Raw genomic sequence first — 15,837 nt, 5'->3', positions numbered from 1 at the left:
GGGGGATGTCTGGCGTTTTGATTGGAGGAGAATCAGCGCCATGCAGCAAGCACTCCACCGCTCCAGTCTGGTGCCGCGTGGGTTTGTTGTAGAGAGTGCGTGCTACGAAGGTGATAAAGCCGTCATCACAGTCCGGGGATCCGGAAGCGTCGGCATTTGCCCGTCGTGCGGAGCGGCTTCTCGACGTGTCCACAGCCGCTATCGGCGCCGTGTGACCGATCTGCCGCTTTCGGGGCGGGTCGTGAAGCTCCTGGTGATCGCACGCCGCTTCCGCTGCGACTCCGTCCTGTGCGGACGCCAGATCTTCACTGAGCGTTTCGCCGAGGGGATATTGGCTCCATCAGCGCGACGCACGGCGAGGCTGGACTCTATCGTCCATCACCTTGGTCTGGCGCTTGGCGGCCGACCGGCGGCAGGCTTCGCAAAAAGGCTGATGTTGCCGGTGAGCAAGGACACGCTTCTGCGCGTGGTCCGACGCCGTCACCGTCCGCCGGCTGACCCGCTCAAGGTTATCGGCATCGATGATTGGGCCTGGCGTCGCAATCACCGATACGCCAGCATCATCTGCAACCTCGAAAGGCGCCGGGTAGTCACCCTGCTGCCGGATCGTGAGCCCGCGACGGCCCGAGCCTGGCTCGCTGCGCATCCCACGATTGCAATCGTCGCCCGCGACCGTGGCGGCGGATATGGCGAAGCGGCGGCCAAAGCCTTGCCGCACGCGGTGCAGGTCGCCGACCGCTGGCATCTGATGGAGAACGCCAGTCGGGCCTTCCTTGACGCCGTCCGCAAATCGATGCGCCAGATTCGCACCGTCATCGGCGCGACCACGATCGATCCTCAACTGCTGACAGCAGCCGAGCGCCTCCAGTATGTCGGCTACTTGCGCCGCGAAGAGACCAATGCAGCCATCCTGGCACTGTCGAAGAACGGCATACCCATCAAGCAGATCGTGCGTCAGACTGGCTATAGCAGGAAGCTGGTACGGCAGGTGATCCGCGGCGAACGCACCGATGTCTTTCGGACCAGGCAAAGTTCGTTGGATCTACATTTGCCATGGCTCGATGATCAGTGGGTGTCCGGCTGTCGAAACGGGGCTGAACTCTGGCGCCGCCTAGCAGCGCGTGGCTTCCGCGGCTCGCTCCGTGTCGTCAGCGAGTGGGCGACCCGCAGACGACAGGCCGAAAAGGCCGATGCACAGAACCTCCATCGGATTCCCTCTGCCAGAACAATCGCTCGCCTCATGACTATCGGGCGGGACCAGCTCACGAAAGCGGAGACCGTCACGGTCGCGGCGATCGAAGCTGGCGTGCCAACTCTGGTCGAGGCACGCGAGATCATCGCCGAATTCCACCTGATGATTCGGCGCAAGACCGAGGCGGGCTTCATCCCATGGATCGGGCGCGCCCGCGCCAGTCTCGTCGCCTCGTTCGCCAGCGGCGTCGCGAAGGACGAGGCGGCGGTAAGGGCGGCAATCACCTCACCATGGTCCAACGGACAAACTGAAGGTCAGATCACGCGCCTCAAGCTCGTCAGACGTCAAATGTACGGCCGCGGGAAAATCGATCTGCTTCAAGCCAGACTAATTGGTGCCGAATAGTCGGCGCTGCACCAAACTTGCGTCAGAGCCAATATTGCAGGCCGAATGACACTCGGTGGCTTGGCACGCGAATGCGCCCGCATTGATGTGTGGATGGCCTACGTCGACCGCGAGTGCAAAGAGGATTGAACGGATTGCGGACTTGGAAGGCCGCTCCTCCAAGCTTGAGGCCGGTTGCTAAGGTCTTGAGCACTACCGCTCGGGGTCGTCTATCATGGACGAGAATATGGCTACAGGTTCAGCATTGACAGGCGTCACTCCCGTCATGACGACCAGTTGCTCAGCTTCCTGAACGCCCGTCGTGAGCCTGTAAGTGCGGATTTCTTGCATACCACTGCTTTGCTCCCCGGTCTTGCGCGGAGCTAAACGTTCAAGGAAGAGCGTCTCTACATTGTTGCTGTTCACGCCCACGACCGCCATGGTGCAAGTGAGGACAGGTCGTCCATCTAGGCGGCCCTTCGTCACAGCGACAAGGGTGTTCTTGGGATAGCCCTCGCTGTTGACCAACCAGCCTTCGAAGCGATCGGGAGTCTGAGGGGGCGCGAGCATTGTAAGCGCTTCAAGGGGTAATGGCTTCCACTTGAATAGATTAGCTGCTGCCTTCGTGCGGTCGAAACTTGGTCCCTGTGCAAGGCAAGTATCGTAGAATGCCTCCAGCGTCTTCAGAGCGTCGTTCGCGGTGGCGGGGACTGTCACCGCCAGCAAGACGGCCAATGTGAAAGCGTACCGTAGCAAAATCCTGCTTCCCTTCGTGCGTGTGCAGCTCGTCCTGTATCACGTTCTTACAACTCTCCCGTATCCTCCCAATTGCTAGTTGATGGCCGCGCCTAAAGTTGCGGACAAAGTCTCGCACAATCGCAGCGAGAACCCCAGGGGCGCTGCCCAGGTCAGAATCGCCTGCTGCTGACGGCTCTGTGTTTTGGTTGTCAAGAGGAATTTGACATATTTCAGAAATATGATATACAGACCGTGAACATCACCCGTGGCCAGACCCAAGGCCCACGACAATGGAGCTACAACTTGCGAATGTTTTACGATCCGATGGCAACCAAGTTCCAGATCAACTGTCCGGCTTCCAAGGAACTAGCTGCCGCCGTCGATGCCGCCCGCATTCCGATGCGCCTGAGCCGTGCCGAGTTTACCCGTCGTGCGCTTCAAGCCTACGTCGAGCAGGCCTCGCGGAAGGTCGCCTGATCCAGAAAACGAAAAGCCCCAGCGTTGGCGCGCCGGGGCTTGGGAAGCAAGTCAACAGAGAATTGGTAAGCTGATAATGTCACATGACGAGAACGAAGGCAACCTAGATCCGACTCCGATCATCACGTCACCGACCGGACGCCGAATCAAGATCACGCAAGGGGCCAAGCTGGCTTTTGACGCCGCCGTCCAGGGGGCTCCGCAATACGAACTCAGCGGGTTTCAAAAGCGTCTCTACAGTCGCCTAGTCGATCGGACCAATGAGGGCCGTAAGGCGTCGCCGGAGAAACACGGATACGCCTTCCCCAGCGCCGTGACGCTGGCGAAGGAATTGGGTTGCTCGGTAAGCGCCGTTAAAGAAAACCTCACCGCTCTTGAGCTTGGGGTGATGGCGGGACGCAAGCGCGCAGACGGCTCCAAAGCTGCGGATAAGATTATCCCCGAGCATTGGCGGATCATGGTGAAGCGCAAGGTGGAGCGGGGTAGGGGCGGGGCCGGAAATTCCAACCTTTACTGGCTGCCGATGTGGGACATATTCGGCGCGGTAGACGAAGATGGCAAAACGGTCCGCGGCAAAACGGTCCGCGGCGCAACCGAAACGGTCTGCGGCGAAACGGAAACGGTCCGCGGCGCATCAACAAACGGTCTGCGGCGCGGACCCGACTCACCTTACTTACCCACCTCACCTACCCACCTCAAGGACGCACACTCAAAATTCGCTCCGCTCATTGGCGCACCCGCCTCCGGCGAGCGCTGGCTGGTTGATTTTAATGGGGAGTGGGCGAACCACCCGCAAGGATTCCTCGCGTGGGATTGGACGTGGATCGATCGGGACTTTCAGCCAGCGATCGATCTGCTAGGCCTCGACGAATACGAACTTGATGCTGAGATCGATCGTTTCGTCGAGCACCATCCGGGCGAGCGACGCCACGATTGGCATCCCGGCTGGCTTGAATGGATTCAAGCCCTGAAGGCGAGCCAGTCGTCGGACGGGCAGCCGGAGCCAGCAACAGCCGGTGACTACGGGCCGGAGCGCTGCGACGAAGACCCGCCCTTTTAGACACCCACCCTGCCGGTGCCCTGACAAGCCACCGGCCGTCCACCCCATCAATCCATGCCGGTGTTCTGCGCCGTAGGGCGTCACCGGTTGCCAAGGAAATATCATGACCACCGCCGCCACGACGACCATCACCCACATCAAGGCAGTTCGCCGCCCCTCCGACATCGACGACGCGCTAGACTGGCTCGCTCATGGCGCTGAACTCGCCCGCGATCTCAAGGGCGACAGGGCGACGCACCGGGACGTGATTTGGCAGCTCCTCATCGAATCCGTCGAGACCATCGACAAGACACCGGACCAGGAACGTCGCTGGCTGACCTCCGGCAAGCGATCGAACTGGACGCTTTCGACCGGCATGTCTCACACCGAACTGGCGGCACTCGAACGCAATCGCGTCCTGTCCGCGATGAAGCCATTCGACGGCCAAGCGACGTGCTTGCCCCGGCGCGATGAGGGACGCGCCATGGGCGTCTTGGAGTGGATGCGATGGGTCCGTGCGGCGAAGTCCGGAGACCGGCTCAGCAAGGCTGCCGTCGCCCTTGCTCGCGGTGCCGACAGCGAGATCGTCCAGAGGATTTATTGCCCCGGCCGCAAGCCAAGCGCCCAGAACGTATTCGAGGTCAAAACCAGGACGGTGGGCTTCATCCTGACCGGCCTGAAGAATGATCTGGGCATCGTGCCTGCGGACGGCATCAGCTTTCACCGCCAGTAGGAGGCCGTTTCCCAGCCCCTCAGAGCCGCCGTACAGGCGCTCTTCTCGACAGAGGGCTACTTCGCAACCTCAAACCATTCAGGCGCCTGTACGACCACGCCAGAGCCTTCTAGGGGATGTTACTATCTGTTCACATCGGGAACCGAATATGGGATGATGGTCGTCATATCGCATGATAGTCGTCATTTCTTGAACAGCATGCAGGGGGCTACCGCCTAGACTTTGCACATCCCATAAAAGGAGCAATTACAGATGTGCTAATTCTTCTGATACAACTCAAACTCTCTTGATTTTGGAGGGGGACTGTGGTAGGAAATACTCCATAATGCCCGTCGATTAACATGGACTGACAGGGCAACATCGCAAGGGGCCGCGCTGGCCCCTGTTCATTTCCACCACCACCTTCCACCCCGCCCGCTGCCTCCTCCGGCACGCGGGCTTTTCTATTTTGGAGACCGCATGAAACCTCAATTCGACCCTCATGAACTTGTGTCGTCGCCGATGCGGCACGTCACCTTGCTGTTGCCGGAAATCCTGATCAACCGCATCGATCAGGCTGCATCGCTCGATGATCCGAGCGCACCGAACCGCTCAAGCTGGATGCGCCGCGCCATGATCTCTGCCCTTCGCCGGGAGGCCGCGTGATGACAAACGCAATCGAGGACGCCGTTGTCTCTGCCGCACACGCGAACGGCTTTCAGATCAACTCCGCGACCATGTCAGTTGTGGCGATCGACTTGGCCGGATCGTCCTTGGACGGCGCCATGATCACGATCCCGAACAAGGGGACGTTGTCCATCAGGGATTATCTCGCAGACCTGCACGCTAGGGCACCCAGCGGCTTCAGTCGCCTGCAACAGCCCGATCAGCCGGACGATGAACGGACCGTCAGCCAGATGCGCAGGCGACGTCCCGCGATAACCGCCAACGACATCGACCGGTATAGCGGTATCACCCGCGACTTTATGGCAGAGCTTGCTGCTTCTCGCAGCGCCAAACGATAGGAGTTACCCACTATGTCTCGCAGACTACGAAGTGCGGTTGCCACCCGGCAGGATATCGAGCAGCTTTCACCGATGGTGCGGCAGAGTCGTGCCGCCCATCTGGTCGCCCGTGATCGGATGCAGCGACTGGCCGATGCCCAGCATGAGCTGGCCGTCGTTACGCAAGCACATCAGGATGCACTTGCTCTAGTGGCTGAATCAGCGGCAGCCATCGAAGCGACCAAGGCGACGATTGCCGCCATCGAAGCGGAGGTCAACGCAACGAACATCTTGATGGCCGGTTGACCAAGATCGGCCGGCCGTGGAACTCACACCGTGAGCAGGCCGCAAGGGAGGCGCGACCACATGACGATTCTGAGACTCGCATTGCATGGCGCGGTGGCTCTCGCTGTGGCCGCGCCTCCCGCTTTCGCCGCGTCAGCTTATCCGACACCGACTCGAGATGGCCGGGAGCGCGTCCAGCGCACTGGCACTTGCCCGACCGGATACGTCGGTGTCTCGGTGACAAGTGCGAGGCGCTGCATCGGGACACGCCGCACGCCGTGCCGAAAATTGAAGGCCGGGCTTGTCCGTCTGGCTTTTTCACCAGCGGCGGCTACTGCAAGGCATTCCGATGATCTACGCCGCGCGGTCCAGGATGTTCTTGACCGTTGTCGGATGCCAGTTGCCACCGTTCGCGGTGTGAATACCCCTCGCGTTGAGCGCTGCCGCGATCTCCCGTAACGTCTCTGAGCCGGCCTTCCGAATGGACTCGATCACGGGCAGGATGTTCGTGGCAAACCGGTCAGCTTCCGCCTTCTTTGCCGCCACGGCAGCTACGCGAGCCTCGGCCAGCTTGGGTCCGCCAAGCTTAGCCCCATCGGCCTTCTTCGCCTGCAATGCCTCACGGGTCCGCATAGCGATCATGTTGCGCTCTTTCTCAGCCAGGGCGGCGAAAATGTGCAACATGAACGGATCAACATCCTTGCCGAGTTCGGCAACCACAAACGAGACCCGCTGCGCCATGAGGCCGGACACAAAGGCAACGTCTCGCGAGAGTCGGCACAGCTTAGCGACGCACACCATGGCCTTGGCCTTGCGGGCCGCTTGTAGGGCCGCTGCAAGTTGAGGACGGCGCTCCAAAGCATCAGCCCCTTTGCCCGTCTCGACTTCCTCATGCCAGCCGATAACCTCGAACCCCTCGGCGTCGGCGAAGCGCTGGATGGCCGCCCTCTGGGCCGCCTTGCCCAGCCCGCTCTTGGCCTGCTTGCCAGTGCTGACGCGAACGTAGCCGATGAGTGGAGTCTTGATTGCTGAGCCGGTCATTTCAGGTCCGTGTATAAGATTAGATCGAACGTATTGATCTTATACAGACGGGATTTCAGGCGTGGCAAGCGTAATCTCGCTGGCAACGAAGTCTTTGAGATCGCGGACCGGCGGTAGTCACCGGTCCGCCTTCGATCCCGAACTTCTAGCCGGCGACGGTCTCGCCCGTGCCCAGCACGCCAGCGTCTCGGCACCAACGCTCCACTGCTGTCAGGTCTCCAACATCCATGATGGTGCTGCCCTCCACCAGGGCGAAGGGAGAGCCGCCCATGCCTTGCCTCTCGGTTTGGCTCATCTTGCTTATCGTTCGGTGATTGTCGTGGGCGCGCTCGAAACGGCGTCGGGCAGCGCTGAATGTGATCGTGCTCATACCAATGATCCTTCGTTCGCCATGCCGGTGTCCGGTCATGGCGGTGTGCATGCTGATGCGTTGGAAGATCGTTGCGTTGAGCACGGTACCCACAAGGGATGCGGGCGCACAGGTCGATAGCTCGACTTGGTTGTTATTGTACCCGACCAGAATGCGAGAGGTCAAATAGTAGACCGCACGCCTCTGGTCATCCTCACCCATCGCCAATCAGGTTTCCCAGCACTGGAAAGCGAGAGAGGGTGAAGGCGCGAGTCTTTTATTTGGCATAGCCCCTCGGTCGGCCAAGCCCCTCATACTTCGAATCTCCAAAAGGCAATTTTCAGCACCCCACCCCCGAAATAATCGGGCGTCACCATTCCATGCGCCGCATCAGCGCATTTTCCAAAAGGCGATTTAGTCGCCTCAACCAAGAGACCCGATCAATGTCCGAAAATCTCGACATTCGCGCCAGACTCACCGGCGTGGACGAATTGTCACCTGTGCTCCGCAAGGTCATCGCGGATATCAAAAAGCTGGAGTCCACCGCGAAGAGTTTCAGCGCTTCATTCAGCAGTGTCGGTCGCGCTGGCATGCAATCATTCGACGGGCTCAGCCGCTCGACGAAAGCGGCAACAGACCAGCTGCGAGGCATGGCCAACCTCAGCCGGTCGGCCGCCCGTGGCTATTCGACCGACTGGGCCAAGGCAAGCGCTCAGCGCGTGAGCGACGCACGGAGAGCCTATGCAGTTCTCGAACGCCTGGAGTCTAACTACCTTCGCCAGATCGAACGCCGCGCTGAAGTGGAACGTCGTGCCGGTTCGGGACGCTCGTACGGCGGTGGAGGCGGCCGACTGCCCGCTCCTCGCATTCGCACCATTGCAGCCGGGGCCGCCATCACGGGAGCAGGTATTGAAGCGCATGGACACCCAGGCAGCGGAAGTCCGTGCCGAGATGTTCGGTGACCTAACCAAGGGCGAGGTTGCAAAGCTTCGTCAGGACTTCGGGGACAAAGCCGGCATCAAGTACGGAGTCGGAAGCACCAAGGTCATAGACACAGCGGTTGAAGGTCTCAAGGCCGGTGTCGCCAAGCAGTTCGCGGGCGAGTTCGCGGAGCTGGCTCTGAAGGCGCAGGCAGGTCTCGACGTCAACCCCGAAGCAGTTGGCAAGCTACTCGGTCGCCTCTCGACTCAGATGCCGTGGGACACGGGCCGCTTCGGCAAAATCTTGAACGCGGTCGCGGTCGCGAACAACTCGACCGCCGCAGATGGAAACGAGATTATCGAGGCGATGCGCCGCAGTCTGTCTGCGCTCGCGACCACCCAGATGACGCCGGAGCAGCTTGCGGCCTTCGACGCGACCGGCATTTCGCTTGCCGTGCAACCGTTCAAGATGGGCACGTTCACCAGCTTTTTGACTTCGCAGATCGCTGGTGCGGATTCCGCCAAGGGTCAACAGGCCAGTGACCTCAATGCTGCCGCGAATGCGCTGGGTTTTGGTGGCCGTGGTGCCATGGCGAAGGCCATGCGAGACCGGCCGATGGAAGCCATTCAGCAAATCCTTGATGGCCTAGCCAGATTGCCGGAGAAGCTGCGGACGAAAGTCGCGAAACAAATCGGTGGTCGCGAATGGATGGACGAACTACTTACGATTGTATTGGGTCGCGACAAGCTACGCGACGTGCTGAAGGACATCGAGAGCAAGCCCGGCTTCCTCGACAAGACAGCGTTCCAGAAAATTCGATCGATGCAGGGTCGGTGGGCGTCCATCAGCGCGGCGCTGGGTCTCGTTTGGGAGAAGGTTGGTGCTGGCCTTGAGACCTGGTTCGAACAAGTCTCTGACTCCATCATCAACTTAGCGAACAGCTTCAACTTCGACTCGATCCGCGAACATTTTGCAGCACTAGTTGATGGTGCTCGCGAGGGCTTCGGACTCGAGGATTGGGGCGAAGTCGTCAAATCCATGGCCGACAACTTCGATGCCGGGACCGTCGCGAAGTGGCGAGAGTTCGGCAAGGGCTTCGCGGAAGGCATTCGCGAATTTGCCAGCGAACTCAAGACTGCCTTCTCCGCATTTGGATTCCTCGCTGGAAAGAACCCGGCGGATGCACGCGAGATGGGCAATCTAGTCGCGCAACTGACTGGACTGACCGTCGCCTTGGCAGCGTTGTCGCCTGTCATCTCAGTTCTGGCCGCTGTCACTCTCGGACTAACCGGACTTGGAAACGCTCTCGCGTTCATTGCCGGCATGCCGGCTGCCGTCGCATTGCTGAGCATGTTCGCCGCCCGTCACCAGAATGACGGTGTGCCCGACGCCAACATTAAACGCCCCGGCGAGTCCACCAACGATTGGCGCGCCCGCCAGCGCGAGCACAGGAAGGGATTATACAAAAAGTCCAGCTTTGAAGGTCCGACCGACTTCTCCGGCATGCGTCGCACCAGCGGCCTGTCCGACAGCCTGAACAAGTTCACGGGCAAAGTCGAGCGCGCCGCATTCGTCAACAGCGGTGTCGGTGGCGGCTTGCCATATGCTGCCGCTGGCGGCCCAGGGCTCAATAGTTCCGGCAGACTTGGGGGCGGTCTCAGTGGTGGTGTTCGCAGCTTGCTGAAGAGCGTTCCGGGTGTCCCACTGCCTGATTTCGGAGTCGGCCGCAGCGGCAGCATCATCGGTCGAGACAAAGTCCCGTCATTCAGCGCTGGCACATCGAGCCGGTCCGCTTTCGAGCGCAAATTCGCTGGCACCGCACTCGCCGGCAAGTACGATCAGGTCGTCGCGGCAGCGCGAGCCAATGGCATCTCGCCTGAGTTGCTGGCCGGTGTCATTGCGCACGAAACCGGAAACGGCAACGTGCTATCCGGAAACAATGTCGCCGGATTGATGGACCCGGCAACCGGCTCTCGCCGCAAAATGCAGTTCGGTAGTCTCGACGACGGCATCAGCAAGGCCGGCCAAGTTGTCGCAAAGAACTATCGGCGAGCCGGTGGCGATCTCGACAAGATGGGTAATGTCTACGCGCCGCCCGGTGCAGCGAATGATCCGCGCGGGCTTAACGGTGGCTGGTCCGCAGGCGTTCGCAAGCAGATGAATGCGCTCGGTAGCGGCGGTGGATATGCTGGCAGCGGTGACGCTCTCGCTTGGGCTCAAAAGTACCAAGGGATGAGCGAGAACGTCCCAAACGAATCCCGTGTATTGGCCGCTGCTCTCGGTGGCGATGTACGCGGTCGTAGCAATGCGTGGTGTGCTCGTTTCGTCAACCATGCGCTTGCGGCGGCTGGCGGCAAAGGCACCGGCTCCAATGTCGCGAACAGCTATCAGCATTGGGGAAGCAGGATCGATCCATCGCAGGCACAGAGGAACGACGTTGTATTGATGACGAACGGTCACGGCGACAATCAACCAGGTGGTCACGTTGGCATTGCGACCGGTGAAACGCGAATGGTGAATGGTCGCCTACAGGTTCGCATGCTTGCCGGAAACGACTCCGACCGCGTGCAATACCATTGGGTTGACGCTGGTCCGAACACGCAAGTTCGTCGGGGGAATGTTGGCGTCAACGTGCCTCAGGGCGTTACCTCCCAGGTACCGCCTGCCAGCGTGATCCAGAACGTTCCGCCTCCGGCAGCGCCCGGTGCTGGCGCTGGTGCGGGTGACGTTCGCTCCATGGGGCCGGTCGCGATCCACATCAACGGCTCATCTCACGATCCGGAAGCACTGGCGACGCTGGTGCAGCGCCGGATCGACGAGAGCATGAATTGGCGCACGCACGATGCCGCATCTGAATACACGTAACCGCTACACGTAGGTGGGGAGGCCGGCCGTTAGCTCGGACGTATAGCAACGGCTGGCATCTCGCTTGCTTGAATGCAATTTCAAACCCGAAACTGCAAATGGACGTATCGGAATGCGCACCTATGATGCTGCTGTTCACAAGGAAGTTGTCAAATGAACTATCGCGGCTATTCGATCAATCAAGAAAGCGGACTGTGCGTTGCCCGCTCCCTCGACGGTGACGACCTCGCCATCGTTTCCAGAGACCTGAACCGCGTCACTAGCGCGGTGTGCGATCTTTGGGTCGCGCTCGACTATGTCGACCAGATACGTCTCGGAGAGGCAGACCTGATCCCAATCTCCCGCGTCATCAGGGAATGGGTCGCCAACCCCACCCCCGTCATCTACCTTGATGCTGCCAATGCGCGCGGTGCTTGCTGATGCTGATGCAAGAGATTGCGAACGATCAGAACATGCGGCCGGTGGATCGCACCGTTGCTCAGGTGTTGCTTGGCTCACTCGACGCCAAGCGGGGAGACGCGCAGATTTCGCATCCGGAAATCTGCCGTCGAACCGGTCTGAGTCTCGGCAAGGTGCGAGGCGCAATCAGGCGCCTCGCTGCGGGCGGCTATTTCGCCGTGATCGAGCCGTCTGGGAAGGAGTTGTATTACGGCGACCACTCGCGGCGGTATCGACCGCGATCCGCGGAATAGCGGCGATTACGCGAGCCATGGCCGTCACGGACACGTCTCCGTAGTCCTCGCCGGCCGTTCGCGGGGCGTGCCCCTGGATGGCATCGACGACCCGGTGATCCAGCCCAAGGTTTCGGGCGATCGTCTTGAGGCGGTGTCGCCAAGCGTGATTGGGTTGGACGCGCTTGTCGGTAACGACCGCCCGAACAAAATCCACGACGCGCTTGTAGCTGCCCTTTGCAAACAGAGGTCCTTCGTCAGAGTCTTCAACGAAGCGCAGCAAGCCCAAATCGATGAGGTGCTGATGCACGGGTACTAGCCGATACAAGCCTGATTTGATGCTGCCGGCAGCCGGGTTGAAATCGAAGACGCGATGTTGGGTATCCTTGCGGACATCCTCTTTGCGAAGTTGCAACACCTCAGCAATCCGGCAGCCGGTGTAAGCCGCGATGAGCGGGCCCCATCGCTTGGCGGCGGCGGTCTTGGCATCCTCTTTCGGCTTCCGCACGTATCCCAGGCAAGCAGCGAAGACCGCGGTGGCTTCTGCATCCGTGAAGCCCTTCGATCGGGTCCGGATTTTCTTTTCCGATTTGACTTTGATTGCGTCCGCCGGATTTTTTGTTAGCTTTCGATTGTCAACCGCCCATCCGAACACGGACTTTATTCCGGGTAGATCGCCGTCTTTCAATGTTTTGGCGCTCACCACTTTGAGGCGGGCATTCTTGAACGCAAGCATATCGTCTTTAGAGACGCGGCCGGCATCGTCATGTCCGAGGTGCTTAATCAGCCTATCGATTGCGCCCTTGTAAGTGTCGTGTGTGCTCTGAGAGCGGCCAGTTGCCTTGGCTTCTTTCCACCACAAGTCAAATAGGCCGCTGATCGTCTGCTTCGGTTTGACCACCTCGATGGTTTCGATTGGGGGGAAGCGCTGCGCCAAAGGATCAGGCCGGTAGTCACCTTCGGCATTTCGGCGAAGCTGCCAAGCCGCATCTATTGATGCAGCCGCAACCAGTTTTAGAAAGTGCTTCCGTTGATCGGAGGGGAGGTGCACGCGGTGTCGGATCAAAGCCCAATCTGCCAGCAGACCGAAGCGACCCTCAAGTCCATCATGCTGACCGGCGGGCAGGGCGTTGATAGCTTCCGTCAAATCGCCGGAGCCAAACATGACGAGGCCGGTATCTGCATCGTCAACCTTCAGCGTGGCTGGCGGTGCGTCTCGTATGCGGCCTTCATAGATGGCGCGTGAGAGTCCTTTGTGCCACGCCCATCTTCCCGGCTCACCTGGATTGTCTTCATGGACCCAGACATAGGTGTGATAGACGGCGCCAGCTAAGGCGACCATTTCGCGATGAGACAAGTTGATTGGTGCGGTTGCGGTTAGATCGAACAGACGCTGCAAGTGCTCCAGAGCGTCAGCGTGACGCGCGGCGGCAATCGTTTCATCGGTGGTCTCAAGGCTGAACGCAACGTCGGTGCCGATCGTCACGACCTTGATGCAGGCCGGTTCAGTCCGACGTGACAGATGCAGCAAAATTCTCTTACCGCGTAGCTGATCAACCAGTTTAGTCGGGACGCGACAACGAAATTGGGGAACGGTAGAAGCGGCGCGCTTGTCCATGCGAAGTTTTAAGGAAACCATTGGTCTGTGTGGCACTCTTGTGTGGCACTCAGGACCGAATTTCTAATAAAATCAATGCATCCAATGGGATAAATGGTGCTGCCAGACAGGATTGAACTGTCGACCTCTCCATTACCAATGGAGTGCTCTACCACTGAGCTACGGCAGCATGTGCTGGGGTAAGAATCGGCCGCCACGAGGGGCCTACCAAGCGGGCCGATATCTGCCACAAGCCCCCCTCCTGTGCAAGCTTGCTAGCTCCGCCAAAGCGATAAAATCGGGTCGATATCGGGGCCAAAGTGCCTGTTTTGGCTCGAAATGGCCGACTTTCCGCGGGTTCGGTTCCGATATCCCCACCCAACTGGCCAGTTGCCCGACGCGCCGGGTTCGATCCATTTCGATTTTCGCACGATCGGATCGCGCGGGCCTCTTGAGCTGCCTTATTCCTCGGGCATGTTATCGCCGATCGCTGTAATGGACCCGATGGCTGACCAGAACGACAAGAGCGAGCGGCAGGACTCGAGACAGGCGAGGGCGTCCCGCGACGACCGGCTGAAATCGGCGCTGCGCGAAAACCTGAAGCGGCGGAAGGTGCAGGCGCGCGAACGCGCCACAAGTGTCGACCCCTCGCAGAATGAAGATGGTTCCCTAGATGAGGGGACCGCCGACAAGACCGGCGGCTAGAATCCGACGGCTGGAATTTCTTTGGAGAGCATGGACGTGGCAATGGGGCAGGACGAATCGCAACGACCCGAGAGTGACGCGCAGATGTCGCGGTTCACCCGCCCTGAACAGACCTTTCCGACGCTGACATCGGCCGAGATCGAGCGTGTCAGGCATTTCGGCGAGGTCCGCAACTATGCCGATGGGGAATTCCTGTTCGAGACCGGCAAGCCGGGGCCCGGCATGTTCGTCGTGCTGAAGGGCCACGTCGCCATCACCCAGCGCGACGGCCTTGGCCATGTGACCCCGTTGATCGACCAGGGGCCGGGGCAATTTTTGGCGGAGCTGAGCCAGCTCTCCGGACGGCCGGCGCTGGTCGACGGTCGCGCCGAAGGCGATGTCGAGACGCTGCTGTTGCCGCCGGAGCGGCTGCGCGCGCTGCTGGTCGCCGAGGCCGAGCTCGGCGAGCGCATCATGCGCGCGCTGATCCTGCGCCGGGTCAATCTGCTCCAGGGCGGCGTCGGCGGCGTCGTGCTGATCGGTCCGTCGCATTCGGCAGGCGTGGTGCGGTTGCAGGGCTTCCTCACCCGCAACGGCCAGCCGCATCATCTGCTCGATCCCGCGCGCGATCGCGACGCCGCCGACGTCATCGCGCGTTATTCGCCCAAGCCGGACGACTGGCCGCTGGTCGTCACTCCCGACGGTGCGGTGCTGCGCAATCCCGGCGAAACCGAGCTTGCGCGCGCGATCGGCATGATCGGCGGCCCGCGCAACGACCGCATCTACGACGTCGCGATCGTCGGCTCCGGGCCGGCTGGACTCGCCACCGCCGTCTATGCCGCGTCCGAAGGCCTATCGGTCGCCGTGCTCGACACCCGCGCCTTCGGCGGCCAGGCCGGAGCCAGCGCGCGCATCGAAAACTATCTCGGCTTTCCGACCGGAATTTCCGGCCAGGCCCTGACCGCACGCGCCTTCAACCAGGCACAAAAGTTCGGCGCGGAGATCATGATCCCGGTGACGGTGAAGTCGCTCGACTGCACGCGCAAGGATGGCGCATTTTCGGTGGCGCTCGACGGCTGCGACCCCCTGCACTCGCGCGCGGTGGTGGTCGCCAGCGGCGCGCGCTATCGCCGGCCCGAGATCGAGAACCTCGACAAGTTCGAGGGCCGCGGCGTCTGGTATTGGGCCTCGCCGGTCGAGGCGAAGCTGTGCGCCGGCGAGGAGGTGGCGCTGGTCGGTGCCGGCAACTCGGCGGGGCAGGCCGCCGTGTTCCTCTCGGGGCACGCCAAAAAAGTGCTGATGATCATCCGCGGCGGCGGTCTCGGCGCCAGCATGTCGCGCTATCTCATCGAGCGCATCGAAGCCACGCCGAACATCGAACTGATGTTCAACACCGAGATCACGGCGCTCGAAGGCGACGAGGCCTCGCTGCTGCGGCGCATCCGCTGGAAGAGCCGGCTGTCGGCCGACGAGGACTTCGCCGACATCCGCAATCTCTTCCTGTTCGTCGGCGCCGATCCCGCCACCAATTGGCTCGACGGCTGCGGCGTGACGCTCGATCGCGGCGGCTTCGTCGTCACCGGCGCGCAGTCCGAGCAGAACCAGGGCCGGCTGGTTGCACCGCTGGAGACGTCGGTGCCCGGCGTCTACGCGGTCGGCGACGTCCGCTCCGGCTCGGTCAAGCGCGTCGGCGGTGCCATCGGCGAGGGCGCGCAGGTCGTGGCCTCCCTGCACGGCTATCTCGGCGACGCCGCAAAGCCGGCGCTTTAGTCAAGTAGAAGACACGCAGATGGCAAGGCGAATGTGACTTGCCATCCCGACGTGTCCCACGGACTATCCCCTCGTCGCGAGGCCAAACGCCCGTGGAAGAACAAAGAC

The 15,837-nt window shown here is 60.9% G+C and carries 16 protein-coding genes and 1 tRNA gene; 12 read left to right on the top strand and 5 right to left on the bottom strand.

Going from position 1 to position 15,837, the window contains the following annotated elements; genetic code table 11:
- Positions 1–40: 40 nt before the first annotated feature.
- Positions 41–1,597: an ISL3 family transposase gene (locus IVB48_RS33885; protein ID WP_247406992.1), complete on the top strand. Its 1,557-nt coding sequence runs from the start codon at positions 41–43 to the stop codon at positions 1,595–1,597.
- 192 nt (positions 1,598–1,789) lie between these two features.
- Here the strand turns inward: IVB48_RS33885 and IVB48_RS33880 are convergent, their stop codons facing one another.
- Positions 1,790–2,311, bottom strand: a complete 522-nt coding sequence (locus tag IVB48_RS33880) for a hypothetical protein (RefSeq protein ID WP_247406990.1) — start codon at positions 2,309–2,311, stop codon at positions 1,790–1,792.
- Positions 2,312–2,566: 255 nt separating this feature from the next.
- On the opposite strand from IVB48_RS33880, the gene IVB48_RS33875 reads away from it, so the two are divergent.
- The 6 genes from IVB48_RS33875 (at position 2,567) to IVB48_RS33850 (ending at position 5,852) form a co-directional block, all read left to right on the top strand.
- Complete coding sequence (locus tag IVB48_RS33875) at positions 2,567–2,791, top strand: ribbon-helix-helix domain-containing protein (protein WP_247406988.1); 225 nt, start codon at positions 2,567–2,569, stop codon at positions 2,789–2,791.
- 76 nt (positions 2,792–2,867) lie between these two features.
- Positions 2,868–3,851, top strand: coding sequence for a helix-turn-helix domain-containing protein (locus tag IVB48_RS33870; protein ID WP_247406987.1), 984 nt, complete (start codon positions 2,868–2,870; stop codon positions 3,849–3,851).
- Positions 3,852–3,954: 103 nt separating this feature from the next.
- Positions 3,955–4,563, top strand: coding sequence for a hypothetical protein (locus IVB48_RS33865; protein ID WP_247406986.1), 609 nt, complete (start codon positions 3,955–3,957; stop codon positions 4,561–4,563).
- 459 nt (positions 4,564–5,022) lie between these two features.
- Positions 5,023–5,208 carry a hypothetical protein gene (locus IVB48_RS33860; RefSeq protein ID WP_247406985.1) on the top strand — a complete coding sequence of 62 codons (186 nt, stop codon included), beginning with the start codon at positions 5,023–5,025 and terminating at the stop codon, positions 5,206–5,208.
- Positions 5,208–5,567: a hypothetical protein gene (locus IVB48_RS33855; protein WP_247406984.1), complete on the top strand. Its 360-nt coding sequence runs from the start codon at positions 5,208–5,210 to the stop codon at positions 5,565–5,567. The genes IVB48_RS33860 and IVB48_RS33855 overlap by 1 nt, the downstream gene beginning before the upstream one ends.
- 12 nt (positions 5,568–5,579) lie before the next feature.
- Positions 5,580–5,852 carry a hypothetical protein gene (locus IVB48_RS33850; RefSeq protein ID WP_247406982.1) on the top strand — a complete coding sequence of 91 codons (273 nt, stop codon included), beginning with the start codon at positions 5,580–5,582 and terminating at the stop codon, positions 5,850–5,852.
- Between the two features lie 333 nt (positions 5,853–6,185).
- Here IVB48_RS33850 and IVB48_RS33845 read toward each other — a convergent pair whose 3' ends face one another.
- Together IVB48_RS33845 and IVB48_RS33840 are read right to left on the bottom strand one after the other, a co-directional pair.
- Complete coding sequence (locus tag IVB48_RS33845) at positions 6,186–6,872, bottom strand: recombinase family protein (protein ID WP_247406981.1); 687 nt, start codon at positions 6,870–6,872, stop codon at positions 6,186–6,188.
- A gap of 145 nt (positions 6,873–7,017) precedes the next feature.
- The gene (locus tag IVB48_RS33840; RefSeq protein WP_247406978.1) at positions 7,018–7,449 is read right to left on the bottom strand and encodes a hypothetical protein; all 432 of its coding nucleotides are present in this window, start codon (positions 7,447–7,449) and stop codon (positions 7,018–7,020) included.
- A gap of 215 nt (positions 7,450–7,664) precedes the next feature.
- Here IVB48_RS33840 and IVB48_RS33835 point away from each other — a divergent pair, with 215 nt between their 5' ends.
- From IVB48_RS33835 to IVB48_RS33825, 3 genes are all read left to right on the top strand, one after another.
- Positions 7,665–8,183, top strand: coding sequence for a hypothetical protein (locus IVB48_RS33835; protein ID WP_247406976.1), 519 nt, complete (start codon positions 7,665–7,667; stop codon positions 8,181–8,183).
- Positions 8,140–11,007, top strand: coding sequence for a phage tail tape measure protein (locus IVB48_RS33830; protein ID WP_247407300.1), 2,868 nt, complete (start codon positions 8,140–8,142; stop codon positions 11,005–11,007). Before IVB48_RS33835 ends, IVB48_RS33830 begins: the two co-directional genes overlap by 44 nt.
- Before the next feature lie 153 nt (positions 11,008–11,160).
- On the top strand, positions 11,161–11,427 hold the full coding sequence (locus IVB48_RS33825) for a hypothetical protein (RefSeq protein ID WP_247406974.1): 267 nt from the start codon (positions 11,161–11,163) through the stop codon (positions 11,425–11,427).
- A gap of 165 nt (positions 11,428–11,592) precedes the next feature.
- On the opposite strand, the gene IVB48_RS33820 is transcribed toward IVB48_RS33825, so the two are convergent.
- Both IVB48_RS33820 and IVB48_RS33815 read right to left on the bottom strand, forming a co-directional pair.
- Positions 11,593–13,296 carry a site-specific integrase gene (locus tag IVB48_RS33820; RefSeq protein WP_247406972.1) on the bottom strand — a complete coding sequence of 568 codons (1,704 nt, stop codon included), beginning with the start codon at positions 13,294–13,296 and terminating at the stop codon, positions 11,593–11,595.
- 94 nt (positions 13,297–13,390) lie between these two features.
- Positions 13,391–13,465: transfer RNA gene (locus IVB48_RS33815), tRNA-Thr, on the bottom strand.
- Between the two features lie 314 nt (positions 13,466–13,779).
- Here IVB48_RS33815 and IVB48_RS33810 point away from each other — a divergent pair.
- Together IVB48_RS33810 and IVB48_RS33805 are read left to right on the top strand one after the other, a co-directional pair.
- A complete protein-coding gene (locus tag IVB48_RS33810) occupies positions 13,780–13,980 on the top strand; it encodes a hypothetical protein (RefSeq protein WP_247407297.1) in 201 nt (66 codons plus the stop codon).
- A gap of 42 nt (positions 13,981–14,022) precedes the next feature.
- Positions 14,023–15,729: an FAD-dependent oxidoreductase gene (locus IVB48_RS33805; protein ID WP_247406969.1), complete on the top strand. Its 1,707-nt coding sequence runs from the start codon at positions 14,023–14,025 to the stop codon at positions 15,727–15,729.
- The last annotated feature ends 108 nt before the right edge of the window (positions 15,730–15,837 follow it).

Source organism: Bradyrhizobium sp. 76 (assembly GCF_023073025.1).
Classification (GTDB): domain Bacteria; phylum Pseudomonadota; class Alphaproteobacteria; order Rhizobiales; family Xanthobacteraceae; genus Bradyrhizobium.
This window is presented reverse-complemented; position numbering and strand designations above follow the sequence as displayed.

What these genes read in the sequence shown, in the direction of transcription:
- IVB48_RS33805 (WP_247406969.1), top strand. Translation starts at nt 14,023, where the DNA reads ATGGGGCAGGACGAATCGCAACGACCCGAGAGTGACGCGCAGATGTCG.
- IVB48_RS33820 (WP_247406972.1), bottom strand. Translation starts at nt 13,296, where the DNA reads ATGGACAAGCGCGCCGCTTCTACCGTTCCCCAATTTCGTTGTCGCGTC.
- IVB48_RS33860 (WP_247406985.1), top strand. Translation starts at nt 5,023, where the DNA reads ATGAAACCTCAATTCGACCCTCATGAACTTGTGTCGTCGCCGATGCGG.
- IVB48_RS33870 (WP_247406987.1), top strand. Translation starts at nt 2,868, where the DNA reads ATGTCACATGACGAGAACGAAGGCAACCTAGATCCGACTCCGATCATC.
- IVB48_RS33885 (WP_247406992.1), top strand. Translation starts at nt 41, where the DNA reads ATGCAGCAAGCACTCCACCGCTCCAGTCTGGTGCCGCGTGGGTTTGTT.
- IVB48_RS33850 (WP_247406982.1), top strand. Translation starts at nt 5,580, where the DNA reads ATGTCTCGCAGACTACGAAGTGCGGTTGCCACCCGGCAGGATATCGAG.
- IVB48_RS33845 (WP_247406981.1), bottom strand. Translation starts at nt 6,872, where the DNA reads ATGACCGGCTCAGCAATCAAGACTCCACTCATCGGCTACGTTCGCGTC.
- IVB48_RS33825 (WP_247406974.1), top strand. Translation starts at nt 11,161, where the DNA reads ATGAACTATCGCGGCTATTCGATCAATCAAGAAAGCGGACTGTGCGTT.
- IVB48_RS33855 (WP_247406984.1), top strand. Translation starts at nt 5,208, where the DNA reads ATGACAAACGCAATCGAGGACGCCGTTGTCTCTGCCGCACACGCGAAC.
- IVB48_RS33810 (WP_247407297.1), top strand. Translation starts at nt 13,780, where the DNA reads ATGGCTGACCAGAACGACAAGAGCGAGCGGCAGGACTCGAGACAGGCG.
- IVB48_RS33835 (WP_247406976.1), top strand. Translation starts at nt 7,665, where the DNA reads ATGTCCGAAAATCTCGACATTCGCGCCAGACTCACCGGCGTGGACGAA.
- IVB48_RS33865 (WP_247406986.1), top strand. Translation starts at nt 3,955, where the DNA reads ATGACCACCGCCGCCACGACGACCATCACCCACATCAAGGCAGTTCGC.
- IVB48_RS33830 (WP_247407300.1), top strand. Translation starts at nt 8,140, where the DNA reads ATGGACACCCAGGCAGCGGAAGTCCGTGCCGAGATGTTCGGTGACCTA.